This is a genomic window from Corynebacterium hesseae, from assembly GCF_037850265.1.
GTDB classification, from domain to species: Bacteria; Actinomycetota; Actinomycetes; order Mycobacteriales; family Mycobacteriaceae; genus Corynebacterium; species Corynebacterium hesseae.
On the sequence record NZ_CP137211.1, the window covers coordinates 2546167 to 2564475 of the forward strand.

An 18309-nucleotide genomic window follows, 5' to 3' on the forward strand; every position below is an offset into this window, starting at 1 on the left:
ACGCGCACGTCGAAGCGTACATAGGGGTTATCGACCAATTATCTCACTTTGTTAACTTGGGTTTCATAACCGACATACCCACAGGCAGCAGCAACCCCCGCCCCGCAGTAGCGCGGGAACGGGGGTTTAAGCGGCGTGGGCTTTAGGAAGCGAGGTAGATCTTCTTGGCCACGCGGCGGGCAATCTTGCCCGAGGAGGTGCGCTTGATCTCGTTTGCGTTAAACCACTGGATGACCGCCGGGGTCACGCCGTGGTTCGCGGAGACCGCGGAGCGGATGGCTTCGGACGCGGCGGCGTCATCGGCCGGGTTGGCGCCATCGGCGCGCTCGATGAGCAAGACGAGCTCCTCGGTGCTGCCGCCCTCCACGGAGAAGGCCGCGATGGAGTCCGCACGCACGTGGCCCGAGGCCTCCTGCACAGTGCCCTCGATGTCCTGCGGGTAGTGGTTGCGGCCTGCGACCACGATGAGGTCCTTGAGGCGACCGGTGATGTAGAGCTGGTTATCCACGATTGCCGCGAGGTCACCGGTGGCCAACCAGTTATTGTCCTCCGGGGCATTCGGCACGCGGGAGCCCTCTTTCAGGCGCTCCCCCAGCGTGTTGTGGAAGGTCGAGGTGGTTTCCTCCGCGCGGTCCAGGTAACCGGCCGCGCGGTTATCACCGTGGAGCCAGATTTCGCCCACTCGGCCATCCGGCAACTCGGCCTTGGTCTCTGGGTCCACGATGGTCAGGTGCTGAGCCACGACGGTCTGGCCACAGGAGGCATAGGCCACGGAGTCCGCGGACTTCTCTACGATGACCGCCTCCCCCTCGGCCAAGCGGTCACGGTCGAAGTGGGAAATAATCGGGCGCTCCAGGGTCTGCGGTGTGGTGACGATCAAGGAGGCCTCCGCCATGCCATAGGAGGGGCGCAGGGTATCGCGGCGCAGGCCATACTCTTCCTTACCGAAGGTCTCCCAGAAGGAATTCACCGCGGACTCGGTGACCGGCTCCGAACCGATCACGATGCCGTCGACGTTGCTGAAGTCCAGCTTCTCTCCCTCGGCCGGGGCACCATAGCGCGCGGCAAGCTCAAGGGCGAAGTTCGGAACCACGGCATAGGTTCCCTGCAGCTGCTCATCGATGGGCTGGCGCTTGAGCTGATCAATCCAGCGCTTGGGCTGCTGTACGAAGTCACGCGGCGTCATGATTTCCAGGTTGAGGCCCAGAATCGTCACGAAGACCGCCAGGATGATGCCCATATCGTGGTGCATCGGCAGCCAGGACACCACGCGCGCTGGCAGCTTGATCTGTACCGCGGTGAAGATCTGCAGCACGTTGGTCATGATGTTGCGGTTAGTCAGCAGCACGCCCGCAGGTGTCCGGGTGGAGCCGGAGGTGTACTGCAGGAAGGCCGGGTGGTCCACCGGCGCGGTCTGCAGCGCGGCCAGGGCCGCCTTGCCTTCCTCGGTCTCCAGCGGGTTCACCCAGCTCTGCGCCAGGGAATCCGGCAGGGAGTCGATGGAGATGATGCGCGGGCGCTCGGCCGCCGGGCGGTCCGAGAAGTATGCGCGGTTCGCCGCGGCCGAGATGTTATTGGTCAGAACGATCGACGGGTTTGCGTCACCAAAGACCGCCCGCAGGTGGTCGGTGTGGCCGGGCTCGTTCGGATCATAGAGCGGGATCGGGGTCATGCCCGCGTACATCGCGCCAAGGAAGCCGAAGATGTACTCGGGGGAGTTACCCGCGAGGATCGCCACGCGGTCCCCCATCTTGCCTACCTGTTGCAGGCGCGCAGCCACTGCCTTGATGCGGGTATTGACCTGGGATCGGGTGACATCGCGCGGCGTTCCCTCCGGGTTATCGCTATAGACCCATTGGCGCATGACCGGGCGGTCCGGGATACCCGCCTGTTGCTCCGCGGCATAGACGTGTTCAGCAAGGCCCGCCAACGTGAGGTGGGGCGGCAGGGCGATGTTGCCCTTCTCGTCGAAGAACTGGCCGATCAAGGCTTTCAAGTCCATGTGGGAAAGCTCCTTCGTAGGGTAGAGCGGGGCACATACCCCTGCTTCACGTACTTTTGACATTAAAAATATCAGAAGGACTACGCCGACCGTTACATGGCGCGCGGTGCGGTGGCGTACGGAGGCCGTCGCCAAGCGCTATTGTGCGTCGATGGTGTCCTTGGCCCACTGCGTCACCCATTGGTTGGCCGTGGTGCCTTCGATGGTGTCCGGATTAGAGGCATACAGTGCGTGGACGCCGTTGGCGTCGATAAGATCGCGGGCGCGCTCGAGGCCGTTGCTGACGTCCAGTGGTGCATCACAGATGGAGTCATTCGGCGCGCAGATTTGGAAGGTGCGGTCCGCTAGCGTTCCGAAACCGTTGGCGCGCTCACCGCGCATCGTGGCGCCCGGGACGATGCCCTGAATCAACGTTGAGACCGGCTGCAGGGCAATCTCCGCGCCCACGCCGCCGACGTGCGCGCCCGGGTTAATGCCCACGCCGTCCTGGCGCCGGCCGTCCGCAATGAGTGCGACACCCGCCACGCTCTCTGCGGGCACGGGCCCGTTACCGCCGCCGATTCGGTCCGCCACATCACCCGCGATGACCGCGCCCTGCGAAAAGCCGCTCAGGATGAACTTCGTGTTCGGGCAGGTCTCGTGCATGTAGGTCAGCTCGCCCTCCAGGCGCGAGGTGCCCTCGTTGCGGGAATCGTCGTAGCTCATCTCGTGCTGCGCGTTAATGTTCTTGAACTGCGCGGTGTACGGCAGCGTCCACACCTTGACGTCCTCGGGAACGTAGGCCTCCTTCAGCGGATTCGTAATCGACAGCATGAAGGAATTCGGGTTCGCCCCCGGGTTGATCGGATCATCGTCCGCGGCAGATTCCCACGTTCCCGGCGCGGAGATGAACTCCACGCGCGGGCACCAATCCGGTTGCTCGGGGGTTGCGTTTTCTTCGCCCTCCCCCTGGGAGGGGGCGGGCTCCGCAAGGTTTCCTTGCTCTCCTTCCTCGCGAGTGTTGAGGAAGTGGACCGCTCCCCCGCCAATCACGGCGAGGAGAACAACGACGGCAAGGACGGTAAGTGTTTTACGCATGAAGAAATTTCTACCTCGAGAAGGCACGGGATTGTCTGGAAAATCCCTGCCACGTTACTGAGCGCAGAGCTTGCGGCCCTGCTCGGTGATGAGCCGGACTAGTTCCTCGTGGCTAAGCTCGGTGCGGCCCTGCTCAATGAGCTGTCCGGCCACTGCCGGTGCGGTGACGGCATCGCCCTGGCAGGAGGCCTGCGCGGCACCCACCACTTGGTCTTCCACGCCGTCGACATTCACGCCGGCCTTCGCCACCGCAGCCAGGAAGTCCTGGTCTGGGCCTTGCGCGGGAGCGGGGGCGGGGATCTCGGAGATCTCGCGTGCGCCGCGGTCTTCCGGCTCCCCGTCCTGTTCCTCTTCGGTGCGCGACGCCGACGAAGAGCTTTCCGACGCCCCACTAGCTGACGCCGAGCTTGCCGCCGCCCCACCGCTCGCCGCGGAGGAACGCTCCAACGGCGCCACGGAGGTGTCGGTGGCCTCGCCCTCCTCGACGGTGGCGGAACCGCAACCGCTCAGCAGGGCACCGACGGCGAACAGCACGGCCGCGCCGGCTGCCGCGGCGGGACGCGCGGAGAAAAGACGCATGGCGGTTCTCCTACTTCTTATCCGCCTGGACCTGGCCCATGACCTCACGGATGACGCCATGCTGGAAGGACTGGGTCAGCCCACCGGCCGGAATGGAGGTGTAGTCCTCCGTCGGCCAGCCAAACTCGCCTTGCTCCCAGCCGTGCTTGCCCCACTCATCGAAGATTTTGCCCTTGAGGATGTAGTGCGCGCCGGAGTCCATGGACCAGTAGATGTTGCCGTGCTCGAATTCCTGGAAGAAGCCGCCGTTGACGGCCTTTTCCTCACCCACCGGGAAGCCCAGCTCGGACTCAGCAGCCTTCAGCTCCTTGTACTTCGCGCCGATGGCGCCGTGGACGATGTGGAAGGAACCGTCCGGGTTGCGGGTCAGCACGCCGTCCTCGAAGTCCTGGACCTGACCGTCGCCGACCTTGCGCGCCTCGGCAACCGGGTACTTGAGGTCGCCGCCCTCGAAGCCGTTCTTGCCCCATGCATCGAAGAAGTCCTTCGGGATCGGCCAAGCGCCGGTCTCCGGGGTCCAGTAGATGGAGCCGTGCTCGAAGTGGACGTAGCGGCCGCGGCCGTCGGGGGTCTTTTCCTCGCCGGTCGTCGGGAAGCCCAGCCAGGAGGTCGGGCCACCGAGCTCGGAGTAGCGAGCGCCGATGCGGCCGATCACGGCGTGGGCGCCGGTCTCCGGGGACCAGTAGGCAGTGCCAGCCTGGAAGTCCTGGGCCTTGCCGCGCTCGGCGACGTCATACTCGTTGTTCACGCAGTTACCGATGATGCCGGACTTGGTGGCCTCCGCAATGGCGCCGACCGGGGTGCAGTCCGCGCCGCGGTCGCTCTTGTCCAGGCCGAGGGAATCAGCGATGTAAGGCCATGCCTCGGTCATCTCAAACTGCCAGTATTCCCAGCTGTGAACGCCGGTCGGACGGAACTTAACCACTGGTTCGACGCCAGCGCGCTTAGCGTAATCAACGAAGGTCTGGGTGGACATGCGGGAGATGGCCTCCAGGCCCACGCCGGCCATGTTGGCCTGGCCCTTGGCCACCGAGCCGATCTGGCCGTAGTCATCCTTGCCGTTACCGGCGGAGACATAGACCTTCATGTCCTTGAGGTTCTCGATGCCCAGCTTCGGATCGTGGTCGATCCAATCCTGGGAGTACAGGTCACCCCACATGTTGGTAGAGGTGAATCCGCCGGCATCGGCCTGCGCGGCGGTAATGGCCTCCGGCATGCCGGTGGTGGTGGTATCGAGGTAACCCGAGAAGGAGCCAACGTACTTGAAGGCCCAGGGGTTGCGCTCAGCAAGGTTGACAGCGGCGGTACCGCCCATGGAGATGCCGGTGACGGCGCGCTTGCCGTTGGAGCGGTAGCCCTTCTCCAGGATCGGGATGAGTTCCTTCATCAGGAAGGTCTCCCACATGTAGTGCCTGCCGTTGTCTTCCTTCTGCCAGTCGGAGTAGAAGGAGGACTCGCCGCCCACCGGCATGATGAGGTTGACGTTGCGGTCGGCGTACTGGGACAAGATGTTGGTCTCGATGGTCCAGCCGGACTCGTCGTCGCGGGCGCGCAGGCCATCAAGAGCCCAGACCTCCGGGAAGGTCTTGTCCGGGTTGGAGTACCAGTCACGCGCGAGCTGGATCTGCACGACCTGTTCCTTGTCCGGCATGGCGGCGGACTTGATGTAGACCTTGAGGTGGCGGTTGGTCAGATACTCAACGCGGGACACGGACACGCCCTCCGGCAAGCCCTCGATCTTCGGGTATTCGGTCTCCACCGGAGTGCGCTGCGGCGGATTGGACGGGGCGAAGGAATCGGAGAGGTTGGAGCTGCCCAGAAGATCAGTAATTCCGTCGCTGGAAGAGCCGGAAGACTGCGCGTTTGCAATAGGCAGCAACGCAAAGCCCACGGCCACGGCGGTGGGCAGTGCAGCGATGGTCAGGCCCTTGCGGGCTGCGGACGGGGAACGCAGGCCGGAAACCTTGGTGGACCGGCGGGGCTGAGTTGACGCAGTGTTCGGCATTGAAGAGTCCTTGTTAGGGGTAAATCGAGATGAGGGCACGCGCTACCGCGAGCGGGCTCCGCAGGTTCCCCTCCTGCGGAACTCGCCACCGTACGCGTAGTGAGCGGTCTAATGTGTTCTCAAGTTTAAGTTTAACTTGAGACTTTGGGAAGGGGGACACGCCCACCATGTCTATGAAAAAGCCGCCGTGCTCAAGAGCACGGCGGCCACGCAGGAGATGATTACCAAGCGTTCATTACGTTAAGCACCTGTGGCTTGGAGCGTTCGAGTTGGTATCCGAACTGCTCCCAGTTGTGCAGGCCCTGTGCCGGGTAATTCGTCTGCAGGCGAACGCCCATTGCGCGGGCCTTCAGCTCCCACAGGCGGGTGGTGCCGTTGGCAAAGCCTTCCAAGGCCACGCCGGCCGCGATGTGCTCCGGACGGTAGCGCTGCTGATCCACCGGCCCCGGGATGCCGGACGCGGCGGAGACATAAACATCCGTTCCGTTCGCAGCCAGTTCCGGGATCAGATTGAAGGGGTCATTGCTGAAGCGCTTCGGGTTGATGATGGACCCGTACATGGCGTTGATGTTGAAGCCGCCGGCGTCGAGAAGCGCCAAGCGCATAAAGGTCTGAGCGCCCGGCAAGGTCGTGGTGAGGTAGCCGGAGTAGGACAGCGCCTGGCGGAACTGCCCCGGGTGCTTGCCAGCGAGGGTAATGGCAGCGGTAGCGCCCATGGACAGGCCGGCAACTGAGTTGTTGTTGCGGGCCACTCCGAAGTTGCCCTCCAGGTAGGCCGGCAGTTCCTGGGTCAGGAAGGTTTCCCACTGGTAGTTGACCGGCTTGACCAAGTCATAGGTGGCCGGGCCGTTCCAGTCCGCGTAGAAGGACGCTGCGCCACCCACCGGCATCACCAGGGTGATGTTGTGGTCTACATAGGTGCGCGCGGCGTTGACGTCATTGATCCAGGCATTGGTGGAATCGGTAGCGCGCAGGCCATCGAGCAGGTACAGACCTGCGTTGCCGCCGTTCTTAGCCGGCTGGATCTGCACTGGGATGTTGCGGCCCATTGCCTGGGACCACACGTCGCAGCGCTGCACCCAGTAGCCGACGCGGTCCCACTCGCAGGCACCGGTGGCGTCGCCACGCAGCCAGTCCCGGTTGGCGGCGGATGCTTCTTGCGTACCCGCGGTCGCTACCAGGCCCAAAGCCACAGCGATGGCTGCCACCACTGAGAGGACCCGAGTCCGCAGGCCAGAGCTTAGTGAACTCATGTTTCTCCTTAACGTTTTTACTGCCACTACTACATCGCCAACACGCCAGCGATAGTTACAGATCAATAACAAGAATCTTGTTTAGCGTAACGCACCCTGGCAATTTTCGCCTACCCATGGGGGTGCTCCCCAGCTCACACCAAGCTAATGGACAGGATAATCGCTCGGGTCAGACGGCAACATGAGCGTGCGCCCCGAGGTCAGCGAGAAAGCTAGATTCGCGCGGAAGCGCTCCCACGTCAGGGGCGCGCTATAGGAAGCGATGAGTTCCTGCACTTCTGGGCTGTCCAGCGCGGCGCGCGCCTGGCGGGTCTTGTCCTTGTCATACCACGGCGGGAGATACTCGATGTCCGCGCCCGTGAGTGCTGCTTGCCATTCCAGCTCAAGGGATTTGTCGTGGCCCACGCGCCCGCCTTCCTCGCGGGGCATGCGTGCGGCCATCGGCGTGGCCAGACCAATCGTGTCAAGAACCCGGACATTGAGCGGCGCGTTCATCGACGTCATGCCCAAGTTCACCAGGTAGACCGTCGGCGGTTCGTTCATTCCCGGCTCGCGCGGAACGGTGAGCCAGTTGAGCAGGTCCTTTTCTTTATCCTCCACATAGATGGTGGCCAGGGCATCTCCGCCAACGAGTTTCTCGCCGGCTTCTTCGTAGCCGCGCATGAACTTCATCCCCAGGTAATCCCGCGCCGAGCGCGGCGGGTGGCCCGCCTCGCGGTGGGTGGCATAGGTCCAGAAATCACGCTCATCCACGATGGACAGCGGCTTTTCATAGGCATCCCAATCCGTCGGATGCCCGCGCAGCACGATGATGAATGCCCACACCGCGCAGAAGGCCACCGCGAGCGAAGACACAAGACCCTTGAGCGGCAGCACGAAAACGGGGAGAAGGGCGGCGAAGAGCGGCAGCAGCAGCATACGTCCGTGCATGAAGTCACCGCCGACGCGCAGCACGTACAGCACGTGCACCGCCGCCGCCCCGACCATCAGGTAGGTCACGGTCGTGGCGCTGCGCAGCGCTGCCGGGCGCAGCTGGGCGCGGAAGGTCCACAACGCCGCACCCGCCAGCACGAGAACGGGCAGGTACAGGGCATAAGGCCCCACGAAATCCTTCAGGTAGTTCAGGCCGCTGCCCCACGCGCTTGACGACGCCGACTTGGCCACTGCCGTGTGCGGAGTCACCAGGCCGTAGTAGCCCATGCGGAAGAATTGGTAGCCCGCGGGGATGGGAAGGGCCGCGCCGAGGATGCCCAGCCACGCCTTCCAATTACGGTGTGCCGCCAAGAGCAGCAGGCCGGCCAGTCCGCCGTAGAGCGCGAACTCCGGGCGCACGAGCCAGGACAGCCCGGCCCACAGCGCTAGCCAGTAGGCGCTGGCGCTATCGCGGGACTGCACCCAGTGCTGCAGCAGCGCCCACAGGGCCGCGAGGTAGAAAATGGACAGTCCCCATTCGAGCCCGGAGGTGAAGAAGTCACGAGCCGGGGGCAGCGCGAGGTAGACCAGCGCGCCCGCGGGAGCCACCAGCGGTGCGGCAAACTGGCCCGAGCGGAAGAAGGCGCGTGCCGTGGCCCACGCCCCTAGCACCATCGCCGCAACCGCCAGCACGAGGCCCAGGTTGACGGCGATGGATTCCAGCGGGGCGTTCGTTACCCACCGCACGAGGAGGATCAGGTATTGCCACAGCGTCGAGGTATTCGCCTCGACGCGCTCCCCCGCGTTGAAGACGGGCCCGTTGCCTTCCTCAAGGTTGCGCACAGTGCGCAGGACAATCAGGCCGTCGTCGGAGATCCAGCGGCGGGCGAATCCACCCCAAAACGAGAAAACTCCGATCACGATGACCGAGGCCAGCGCGCTGAGCGCGGCCGCGGTACGTGTATCGGATTTTCGCATGAGGAGAGAGTTTAGCACTTGCCTTGCCCTGTTCCCGATCGCCGCTGGCTAGCCCACCATTACCGGCATGATGTAGACCGCCATGGCGATGCATGCCAGCCACACCAGGGCCAGAATTTGAAGGACGCGGTCCTCCAAGGCGATCTCGTCTGGTGCACCGCCATTGCCGCGGTCCACATCGGCGGCATAGCGCAGGATGGCGATGGTGAACGGCACCATGGAGATTTGGTACCACACGCTGGCCGGCCCATCAGACTCGTTGGAGAGCTGGAAGCCCCACAGGGAGTAGGACATAACCACGGCAGTAGCCGCCAGCGTCCATACGAAGCGCAGGTAGGTGGGGGTGTAGCCCTCCAGGGATTTGCGAATCTTGGCGCCCGTGCGCTGCGCTAAAAGGATCTCCGAGTAGCGCTTACCCGAGGCCATGAACAGGGAGCCGAACGCGGCCACCAGTAGGAACCACTGGGATAGCTCGATGCCCGCGGCCACGCCACCGGCCATGGTGCGCAGCATGAAACCGGAGGACACCAGGGCGATGTCGATCACCGGCATGTGCTTCCACCCGAAGCAGTAGCCCAGCTGCAGGCCAATGTAAATGGCCATGACGATGGCAAGGTGCAGTCCGGCCGTGGCCAAGAAGGACAGGCCAATGGAACCAATAATGAGCACCGCCGCCATGACATAAGCCAGGCCCACCGGAAGCACGCCCGCCGCGATTGGCCGGAAGCGTTTCGTCGGGTGCGCGCGGTCAGCCTCCACATCGCGGGCATCGTTGATGAGGTAAATGGAGGACGCGCCCATGCAGAAGACGATGAAGGCGAGGAGGACGTCGAGAAGCACGCGCGAGTGGAACAGCGACTCCGCGCCCGCGGCCGCAGGGGCGGCCAAGACCAAGACGTTTTTGACCCACTGCTTGGGGCGCAGGGCCTTCACCATGCCGTCGGCGAGGTTCTTCGGCGGCTTGCGCTTGCGGCCGGTATCAATACCGGAGGTGTGCGGCTCAGAGTGGAAGACTCTCTGCTCACCGTCGTCGACGCGGTTTGGTCGTTCGCTCATGCGGTCTTCCTTTCATAGCGGTGACATGCTTCCGCGGTGGCGGCCCCCAGCAGGGCGCCGAACGCCGTATCGGATGGGTAATGTACCCCGAGCACCATACGCGAGGCCATCATGACCGGCACACCGACGAGCGGCGCCGGGGTTCCCAGAACGTGCGCGGCACCCACGAGGAACGCCGTTGTGGACGTCGCGTGAGAAGAAGGAAACGACAGCTTAGACGGGGTTTTCACGCCCACCTTGACGTAGTCATAGTCCGGGCGCTTGCGGCGCACAATGCGCTTGATCACAACGCTGGCCGCGTGCGCCGTGAAAGCGCCCACGCCAACAGCTACCCACTGGCGGCGGCGCGCCGGCTTCTGGTAATTCACGGCAGCACCCAGACCAGAGAGAGCCAGCCAGCCCAGGGCGTGCTCGCCGAAGTGGCTTAAGCCCCGCGCGGTGGGCAGAACGCCGGGGGCCTCGAAGGCCACGTCCTGAATCTTCTCGAGGACGTGGGATTCGGCGACAGAAAGCTTATTGGGCATCGAAGACCTTCCGCCAGGACTCGCGGGAGGTCAGCTCCGGCAGGGCCGCGCGGTACTCGGCGCGCAGGTCATCGAAGTTCTCCTCGATTTCCTTGAGCAGCTCGCGGGTGGATTTCACCAGCTCGAGGGCCAGCTCTCGGTCGCGCTTGCGGAAGGCCACGCCGGTGCCGCCCGCGGTGGAGACGGTGGCGGAATCGACGCGGGAGAGCGTGAACCAGCGGGCCTCCTCCGGGGTGAGGTTGAGCTGCGGCGCCTCGTGATGGGCCGGGTCTTCCTTGGTAACCAGGTGCTTGGCAGACTTGATGAGCCACGGAATCTTCTTGATCTTGCCCAGGCGGCCGCCGATGTTGCGGGTGGGCACGCCCGGCGCGCCGGTGGGCGCGGGCAGCTGATCCGCCGACTCGATGATGACGGCGTCCGGGAATTCCTTGCGGATCGCGGCGATGCGCGGCAGCGAGGACTCCAGGATGTCGAAGAGCTGATCCGGGCCGGCCAGGAAGTCCTTCATGGCCTCCAGCTGGATGGCCATGGTGGAGTACTCCATGCACATGGTGTGCTTGAGGGTGGACTTGAAGATGGACTTGGTAATCCCGCGCGCATCGCCCTCGTGGTAAAGGGCCGCCACGATGAGGCGGTTGCGCAGGTGGAAGTAGGCCTGCCAGTCGATGGCATCGTCCTTATCCGCCCACGCCATGTGCCAGATGGCAGCGCCCGGCCAGGTCACCGTGGGGAAACCGTGGGCGGCGGCGCGCAGGGAATATTCGGTGTCATCCCACTTGATGAACAGCGGCAGCGGCTGCCCGATGCTCTCCGCGACGACGCGCGGGAAGAGGCACATCCACCAGCCGTTGTATTCCACGTCGACGCGGCGGTGCAGCGCGCGGGAGTCGTACTTCTTCGGGTCGAGGTGGGACTGGGCGTCACCGATGGCGCGCAGCGGGTACTTGGCAAAGTCGTGGTCGTAAACGGCGTGCTCGGCCGCGCCCCACATGAAGTCGGCGCGGTTGACGCGCTCGCCGGTGGTGCGCAGCTGGGAGCGCTCCTGCAGGTTGAGCATCTGGCCGCCCACGATGAAGGGCTTGGCGGCGTAGCGCGCTGCTTGGACCGCACGAAGGATGGAATCCGGCTCGATGGCGATGTCATCGTCCATGTAGAGGATGTAGGGCGAGTCGGTATTCTCCAGCGCCTCGAACATGATGCGGGAGTACCCACCCGAGCCGCCCAGGTTTCCCTGGCGGAACTCGCGGAAGCGCTCACCGAAGTGCGCCACCGCGTCGTCGTAGCCCGGCTCGTCCGCCGGGTGCTGGTTGCCCTGATCCGGCATAAGGACGTAGTCGATGATGCCGTCCACCACCGGGTCCTCTGCCAGCGCCTGCAGCGCCGCGACGGCATCGGTGGGGCGGTTGAAAGTCGGGATGCCCACGGCGACGCGCTTGTCCTGCGCCGGGTACTCACTGCCGTCCGGTAGGAGCTGCGGGTTCGGGGCGTGGGGGGCGCACCAGGAGGCGTCGGCAAGCACGGTGTCCTCAACGGCAGAGGCATCGAACCACAGCAGGCCGCCGTCCTCGAAGTTCTTCAGGGGCAGCTCAAACTCGTGGTGGCCGGTGGTCACCACGTGGTTGGCCACGGCGATGCGCTGGCCATCCTGCTTGGAACGGTAGAGGGAAATGTTGGCCTCGCCCTCGACGTCCATCACCAGCACGATGGACTTCAGCTGAGACCAGCGGCGCCAGTAGGCGGCCGGGAAGGCGTTGAAGTAGGTCTCGAAGGAGGCTTCCTCGCCGGCCGGGATGGTCACGGAGGTGCGGCCGCTCCAGCTGAGGCGCTCGCGGTTTTGCTCGGACTCGATGAGGTAGAGCATGCGGACGTCGACCGGCTCGCCACGCTTGGGCAGCAGGATGCGCTGTACGGGTTCGTACGCAGCAGATTTGTTGGCAGTCACGATATTTTCGGTTCTCCACACAGGTTTCGACAGTATTCAGGAACCAAGATTAGTGGTTTCGCACTCTTCAGCTGAGTTCCCACGCGGCTGAAAGCTAAGCCGAGAGGGGTGCATCCTCCGAGATGGGTTCGATGCCCAGACGGTTGAGCATGTAAAGCACGCGGGCGCCGAGGTCGTCAGCCAGCTCGCGGGTCTCCTCTACGGTTTCTGCCGTAGCGATATCCCAAATCTTGATGTCCTTGCCGACTTCGTCGCCTATGATTGCGGCGCCAAAAGGAAATCGACCTCGATGGTCACGAACTCGTGGCCGCAATTGTCAGAGGCTCAAGAGAGTGTCGAATCGGAGGGAGATTGAGAAAGTAGAGAACAATACTGACTAATTTTTCGCTAACTGACAACTATTAACTCTGTGCAATAAGAAGGATACTCCTCATAGCAACACATGATCAGAGTGTCTTTCTTCCTATTTCAGTCAGCTCAAAGAGTCGACTTTAGCGAACCTCTTCCCAACTGCTCCCCAAGTGAGATAAACGCCGGTACAAACAAGAAATGCTGCAAAAAGAACGCCAGCAAGGGAAAACGAAACCTTCAGAGAAATCCCCGCCATCACATGCCCCAATGAGGAACCAAGGATAGCCAGATGCAATGTAGAACTCAGCACAGCGAAAACTACCGACAAGGCCATTGACAAAGTCAAGTAGCAAAAAGGCAAGCCGATGAACCGTGCGACATTGATCATCGGAGTTGCAACACCAATTCGCGCGAGCCGCTCAGTGGTGACTTTAATCTGGTCCACCCCCCGCGAAAAAAGAAAAAACAGATAGCAATCCAACGAATAGCAAGGGAAGACCAAAGATGATAAGAAAATCCCAGTCTTGAATGCCCTGGCCAAACTGCTCTAATGCCAGCACCTCTGTCTGGGAAACCGACAACACAATAGCGGGAATGCCAAGCACGTAGCACAACGGGAGAACTATCGCCTTTGTCGCTGAATGAAGCTCGGCCGAAAGAGCACCAACTATTGAAACACCCGCAGCAATCTTCGAAAAAGACGCCAATAACCTTTCAAGAGAGACAACTACAAAAAGCACTGTTCGACTGCCCACCCGCGGAGTTGACAACCTATATAGGAACACCCCCGACGAGGTGACGAGAATCCCCTCGTCGCTGTCGGACGGCGGTTTCCCGACCGGTGGCCCGGCCACCGGTAAACCTCACCCGCGGCCGCCCGGGCCCTGTCCATGGCCAAGCCCGGTCTGGTGCCCCCGGCGCCAACGACTTCCGGTGCCGCCCCGGGACGGTGAATTGCCCGTCATCCTCATTCCCGGGACCGGGTCGTCGAACAGCTCATCGGTACCGGGCCTCGAACCACGGGCCCCGGGCGCACAGCGCAGCTGATCGCTTTGACGTCCACCCCGAGATGCGCCACGGATACTCCCGAAACGCCGGCAAAACGAACGCGCTTGCCTGGGAACAGCAGATCTCCGGTTCCATGCTGCTGAATGAGCTGACCATCGGCGACATCACTCGACCGGGCGTTCGGTACACCTTCCTGGGCACGCGGCACGACAATGCCGTGCTCCCCCACTAAAACTCCTTCGTGCGGGAACCCGGCGTCACCAACATCACCGTCCAAGACGTGTGCCCCGCCCACCGCACCGAGCACTACGGCTTCAATTACGACCCTGTCGCCCAGGGCATCGTCGAGGACCCGCTGACCGGGACGGCGTGGCGGGACCACTGCACCGGTACCGGACCGGAGCGATAGTCCTCGACGGACGAGGATCAGGCGCCCGGGGAACTCCCCGTCCGGCACGCCCACGACTCGGCATAGCGGCCGCCCTTCGCCAGCAATTCATCGTGCGTGCCCCGTTCTGCGACCGTCCCGTCCTCCGAAAGCACGACGATGAGGTCGGCATCGCGGATGGTGTGCAGGCGATGGGCGACGACGATCACGGTGCGATCGCCGCGCAACGCCTCAATCGTGCCGATGATCGCCCGCTCAGTGGCCGCATCCAGCGAGGACGTCGGCTCGTCGAGAAGTACCACCGGGGAATCCTTCAGAAGCGCCCGGGCGATGGCGACGCGCTGCCGCTCGCCTCCCGACAGCAGCGTCCCTTCCTCCCCCACCGGGTTATCCCACCCGGAAGGCAGCAGCTCCACGATGCGGTCCACCCCGGATCGCCGGGCGGCCTCGCGCAAGCGGTCTCCGTCGCCGGGCCCGGAACCGAATCCGGGGTCGGCGAAGACCACGTTGTCCTGCACGGACGCGTCGAAGAGGAACGTCTCCTGGAACACCGGGGTCACCAGCGAGTTCACGCCGTCGGTGCCGATCCGAGGCAAGGGCACCCCGCCGATGAGGATCTCCCCCGAGTCCGGATCATGAAAACGCGACAGCAGCCGCATGACCGTCGTCTTGCCCGCCCCCGACGGTCCCACTATGGCGACCAGTGCTCCCTGAGGTGCACGGAAGCTGACGCCGTCGAGGACCTTCTTATCCCCGTACCCGAAGCTCACGTCGCGGAACTCCACGTCATGCCCGTCGGGCAGCTCCGGTGCGGCAGGTTCGGGAAGGGCGGGGATTGCCCGCAGGTCACGCAACGCAGCCAACGTGTTGCGGCCCGCACCGAACCCGCCGGACAACGCTCCCGCCGTGGTGATCGGTCCGGTGAACTGGACGAGCACGATGAGCATCGGCGCCAAATGCGTCGGCGCCATCCCACCCGTCGCGGCGACTGCCACGGCGACGATCACCGCCGCTGTGAACACCGCATGGACGACCGAACCCAACCGTCCGATGGCCGTCCCCTGCGTCGACGTCGCCTTCGCGAACGCATCGTGTTGGGCCTGGATCGCCTCATCCACCATCGCGTCCGCCGCCGAACCGTCGCCCGCGGCGCGAATCGCCTGCTGGCCGCGGGTGAACTCGATCAGCCTGCCGGAGACGGCAGCGACGGCGTCAGCATGCGCTTCGTCCGACTCCCCGCCGACCCGGCCAATGGCCCGGTAGGCGAAGAAGAGCACCGGTGCCGACGCGACAAGAACCAAACCGACGCGCCAATCCACCGCCAGAATTCCGAAGGCGATGACGGTCGGCGTAACCACCGCGGCGATGACGGGCCGCAGGATCACGTGCGGCACGGACGCCGCGAACGCCATGCCCGAAGACGCCATCTCCGAAAAGCGGCCGGCCGTGGACTTGGTGACGTACCCGAGTGGCAACGTCAGCACGCGTTCGCCCAGGGAACGCAGCAGGGACGACAGCACCGCTGCGGAATTCGCCCTGCCGACCGTCCCCGCGGCGAGGGACAGCACCGCATGGGCGGCCGCGAGGCCGGCGATGACGCCGGTGAAACGCCACGCCGTCGCATCATCTCCCACGGCCAGAGCCGACAGCAGCGGCAGCAGCGCGACGAACGCCGCACCCTGTGCCAGCGCGGCAAGCGCGGCCAACGCAATGAGCCACGCCAGCGTCATCTTCGAGCGCCGATCCGTCATCGACCACAAGTCCCGGATCATCGGTTCCCTGCCTTTTCATCGTCTGCTTCAGTGCCCCGCGGGGCGGATGGTTCGTCGTCGAGCGCGAACGCGCGCCACAGATCCCGGTAGCGGCCACCGCGCGCAAGCAACTCGTCGTGGGTGCCCGCCTCCGCGACCGCTCCCCCATCGAGAACGAGGATGCGGTCGGCGTTACGGATCGTGCTCAATCTGTGCGCAATCACGATCACCGTCCGCGAACGAGCCAAACGCTCGATTGCGGACTGAATGAGGGCCTCGGAAGCCGGATCCGCGTAAGCGGTTGCCTCGTCGAAGATGAGCACCGGCGCGTCCGTGACAATCGACCTCGCGATGGCCACGCGCTGCGCCTCACCACCGGAAAAGGTCACGTCGACGTTGACCACCGAATCCAGGCCCTTCGGCAGCGCCGCGATGACCGTATCGAGGTTCGCGAGCTTCGCGGCCGCCATGATTTCGCCGTCGGTGGCGTCTCTCCTGGCCAGCCGGATGTTCTCCCGCAAGGGCAGCGTGAGCAACTGCGGATCCTGGAACACCACCGACACCGAACGGTGCACGTCGCGCACGGCGATGTCGCGAAGATCGTCGCCGCCCAGCAGCACCGAGCCTTCGACAGGGTCGTGGAAACGCGCCAACAGCCGGGCGACGGTGGACTTTCCGGAACCGGAGGACCCCACCAGCGCCGTGAGGGTCCCCGGTTCGAACGTCGCGGACATCCCGTCGAGGACCCGCGGCCCATCCCCGTAGGAGAAGACCAGGTTCCGAACCTCAAGCGCGCCTCCGTGCACGGGCACCGGCTCGGCGGACTCGGTGATCGGCGGCGTGCCCAGCACCTCCGCGATGGACTTCAGGGCGGCGATCCCCGCGATGATGGGTTCGGAGTTCATGGCCACCCGCACGATCGCCGCGGAGAGTCCAAGGCCGAGAACCAGCCCGGCGACGAGACCCTCCGGTTTGCCGCCCGCGGTGTCCCTCAAAGCGAGGCCGGCGCCGCACACCACTGCGAGGACTGTTATCGGGGACGTCACCACGTCGATGAGCCCGAGATAGATGTTCGACTGCCGGGACCAGGCGGACCACGCGCGGACGAACGACGACGCCGCGGCATCGTAGCGGCCCGCGCCCTGGCTGGCGCGTCCGAAGGACTTCATCACAGGGATGCCGCGCACCAACTCGATGACCGCAGCCGTCACTTTTTCAGAGGCTCGCTCGTAGTCGCGCTGAAGATCGGCTCCGCGCGAAATCATCATGCCCATCAGGGCGAAGGTGACCAGCACTGGGACGACCGCCACCGCCGCGATCCGCCAATCGACCGCGACGAGCGCGATGAGGGAAAGCAGGGGAACCAGCACCGCCACCACGGTCTCGCCGACGGTGTGGCCCATGAGCTGGTGGACGGCCGCGACGTCCTTCTCAACCGACCCGATGATCCCCGACGAGCGCCGGGCGTCCAGCCAGCCCAGCGGCAGCTTCCGGATATGGGCAACCAACCGGCGCCGGAGGTGGAGCTGCAGGTCGTTATCCGCCCGGTGCGAGAGCATGCCGGCGGCGCCGTCTGCAGCCATTCGCACCGTCGCGGCGACGACGATGACAGCCACGGCCAACCACGTCCGATGCACCGGGGCCTCCGGGTACGTCATCGCGATGTCGATGATGCCGACCAGCGAAGCGACGGTAGCCACCGACGACAGGACGGACAACGCGACCACCGCACGCATCCGGGTCCGGATCGGGGCGAGCAGCGACCACGGGCCGACGGTCCCGTCCACGGCGCTCACTTCCCCGCCTCCCCGATCGCGCTTTTCTTCGCGAGAGTGCAGAAATACACCATGCCGGCGCGTGAGGCTCCGTCCAGCTTCAGCCCGTTGGCTTCGGCGAGGTCCTCGAGCTCGCTGCCCCGGAACACCCGGTGGCCCATCTTCGCCATGACGGCCATGTCGACCCGCTCGTTCACATCGGGATCCTCGACTAACGTCTGCACGTAAGCGATGCCGCCGTCGGCGAGCAGCCCGGAGACCCTGCCGAGCGCGGCTCCCGCATCCTTCATTTGGTGGAGCGCGCCGCACACCCAGATTTCACAGGCCCCGCCGGGCTCTCCCGCGAGCGGCGTGAGGATGTCGGCAACGTGGAATTCCGTCCGGGCCCCGAGCCCGTCGGCGGCGGCGCGTTCGCGGGCGATGCGGATCGCATTGGGCGACAGGTCGTAGCCGACGATGTTCGCCCTGCGATAGCGAGACTCAGCGGCGAGCGTGCGGGCGAGCCACCCGGTTCCGCAACCGAGGTCGAGGACCCGGGCCGGCGCATCCGGCCCGGGATCCAGCGCACGGAGCTTCCGGTACACGGCGGCGGCGTCCATCGGTTCGCGCGCATAGCGGCTTAGGAACCTCGGCTCGACCTTGTCCTCGTAGGCCGCGAGGAGCCTGCGGTTGTTCTGGACGATCTGGGCGATCGACTTCATCTGGTTC

15 protein-coding genes and 1 pseudogene are annotated in these 18309 nt (G+C 64.5%); 2 read left to right on the plus strand and 14 right to left on the minus strand.

What is annotated here, in order from left to right; translation table 11 throughout:
- Positions 1–142: 142 nt before the first annotated feature.
- From R3O64_RS11880 to R3O64_RS11930, 11 genes and pseudogenes are all read right to left on the minus strand, one after another.
- Entirely contained in the window at positions 143–2002 is a 1860-nt protein-coding gene (locus tag R3O64_RS11880; RefSeq protein WP_339016984.1) for a FadD32-like long-chain-fatty-acid--AMP ligase, read from the minus strand.
- 138 nt (positions 2003–2140) lie between these two features.
- Positions 2141–3079 carry a cutinase family protein gene (locus tag R3O64_RS11885; protein WP_070624342.1) on the minus strand — a complete coding sequence of 313 codons (939 nt, stop codon included), beginning with the start codon at positions 3077–3079 and terminating at the stop codon, positions 2141–2143.
- Between the two features lie 54 nt (positions 3080–3133).
- Entirely contained in the window at positions 3134–3658 is a 525-nt protein-coding gene (locus R3O64_RS11890) for a hypothetical protein (RefSeq protein ID WP_339016985.1), read from the minus strand.
- Positions 3659–3668: 10 nt separating this feature from the next.
- Positions 3669–5582 (minus strand): alpha/beta hydrolase-fold protein, encoded by a 1914-nt coding sequence (locus R3O64_RS11895; RefSeq protein ID WP_369815760.1) that lies wholly within the window; start codon positions 5580–5582, stop codon positions 3669–3671.
- 302 nt (positions 5583–5884) lie between these two features.
- Positions 5885–6916: an alpha/beta hydrolase gene (locus R3O64_RS11900; protein WP_250224301.1), complete on the minus strand. Its 1032-nt coding sequence runs from the start codon at positions 6914–6916 to the stop codon at positions 5885–5887.
- Positions 6917–7060: 144 nt separating this feature from the next.
- Positions 7061–8806 carry a hypothetical protein gene (locus R3O64_RS11905; protein WP_070523808.1) on the minus strand — a complete coding sequence of 582 codons (1746 nt, stop codon included), beginning with the start codon at positions 8804–8806 and terminating at the stop codon, positions 7061–7063.
- 48 nt (positions 8807–8854) lie between these two features.
- Positions 8855–9862: a decaprenyl-phosphate phosphoribosyltransferase gene (locus tag R3O64_RS11910; RefSeq protein ID WP_167595716.1), complete on the minus strand. Its 1008-nt coding sequence runs from the start codon at positions 9860–9862 to the stop codon at positions 8855–8857.
- Positions 9859–10386 (minus strand): phosphatase PAP2 family protein, encoded by a 528-nt coding sequence (locus R3O64_RS11915; RefSeq protein WP_070517733.1) that lies wholly within the window; start codon positions 10384–10386, stop codon positions 9859–9861. The genes R3O64_RS11910 and R3O64_RS11915 overlap by 4 nt, the downstream gene beginning before the upstream one ends.
- A complete protein-coding gene (locus tag R3O64_RS11920; protein ID WP_070523817.1) occupies positions 10376–12328 on the minus strand; it encodes a glycosyltransferase in 1953 nt (650 codons plus the stop codon). Before R3O64_RS11920 ends, R3O64_RS11915 begins: the two co-directional genes overlap by 11 nt.
- A gap of 94 nt (positions 12329–12422) precedes the next feature.
- Positions 12423–12581: pseudogene (locus R3O64_RS11925) on the minus strand (three-helix bundle dimerization domain-containing protein); the annotation flags it as partial.
- Positions 12582–13110: 529 nt separating this feature from the next.
- The gene (locus R3O64_RS11930; RefSeq protein WP_141761409.1) at positions 13111–13419 is read right to left on the minus strand and encodes a hypothetical protein; all 309 of its coding nucleotides are present in this window, start codon (positions 13417–13419) and stop codon (positions 13111–13113) included.
- Positions 13420–13748: 329 nt separating this feature from the next.
- Between R3O64_RS11930 and R3O64_RS11935 the strand changes: the two genes are divergently transcribed.
- Positions 13749–13919 carry a hypothetical protein gene (locus R3O64_RS11935; RefSeq protein WP_154762578.1) on the plus strand — a complete coding sequence of 57 codons (171 nt, stop codon included), beginning with the start codon at positions 13749–13751 and terminating at the stop codon, positions 13917–13919.
- 9 nt (positions 13920–13928) lie between these two features.
- Entirely contained in the window at positions 13929–14096 is a 168-nt protein-coding gene (locus R3O64_RS11940; protein WP_154762579.1) for a hypothetical protein, read from the plus strand.
- A gap of 17 nt (positions 14097–14113) precedes the next feature.
- Here the strand turns inward: R3O64_RS11940 and R3O64_RS11945 are convergent, their stop codons facing one another.
- Genes R3O64_RS11945 through R3O64_RS11955 form a run of 3 tightly spaced genes read right to left on the minus strand, consistent with a single transcriptional unit; the run spans position 14114 to position 18302 of the window.
- Positions 14114–15847 (minus strand): ABC transporter ATP-binding protein, encoded by a 1734-nt coding sequence (locus R3O64_RS11945; RefSeq protein ID WP_339016986.1) that lies wholly within the window; start codon positions 15845–15847, stop codon positions 14114–14116.
- Complete coding sequence (locus R3O64_RS11950) at positions 15844–17622, minus strand: ABC transporter ATP-binding protein (RefSeq protein ID WP_339016987.1); 1779 nt, start codon at positions 17620–17622, stop codon at positions 15844–15846. Before R3O64_RS11950 ends, R3O64_RS11945 begins: the two co-directional genes overlap by 4 nt.
- On the minus strand, positions 17619–18302 hold the full coding sequence (locus R3O64_RS11955; RefSeq protein ID WP_154762581.1) for a class I SAM-dependent methyltransferase: 684 nt from the start codon (positions 18300–18302) through the stop codon (positions 17619–17621). Before R3O64_RS11955 ends, R3O64_RS11950 begins: the two co-directional genes overlap by 4 nt.
- Positions 18303–18309: the final 7 nt, after the last annotated feature.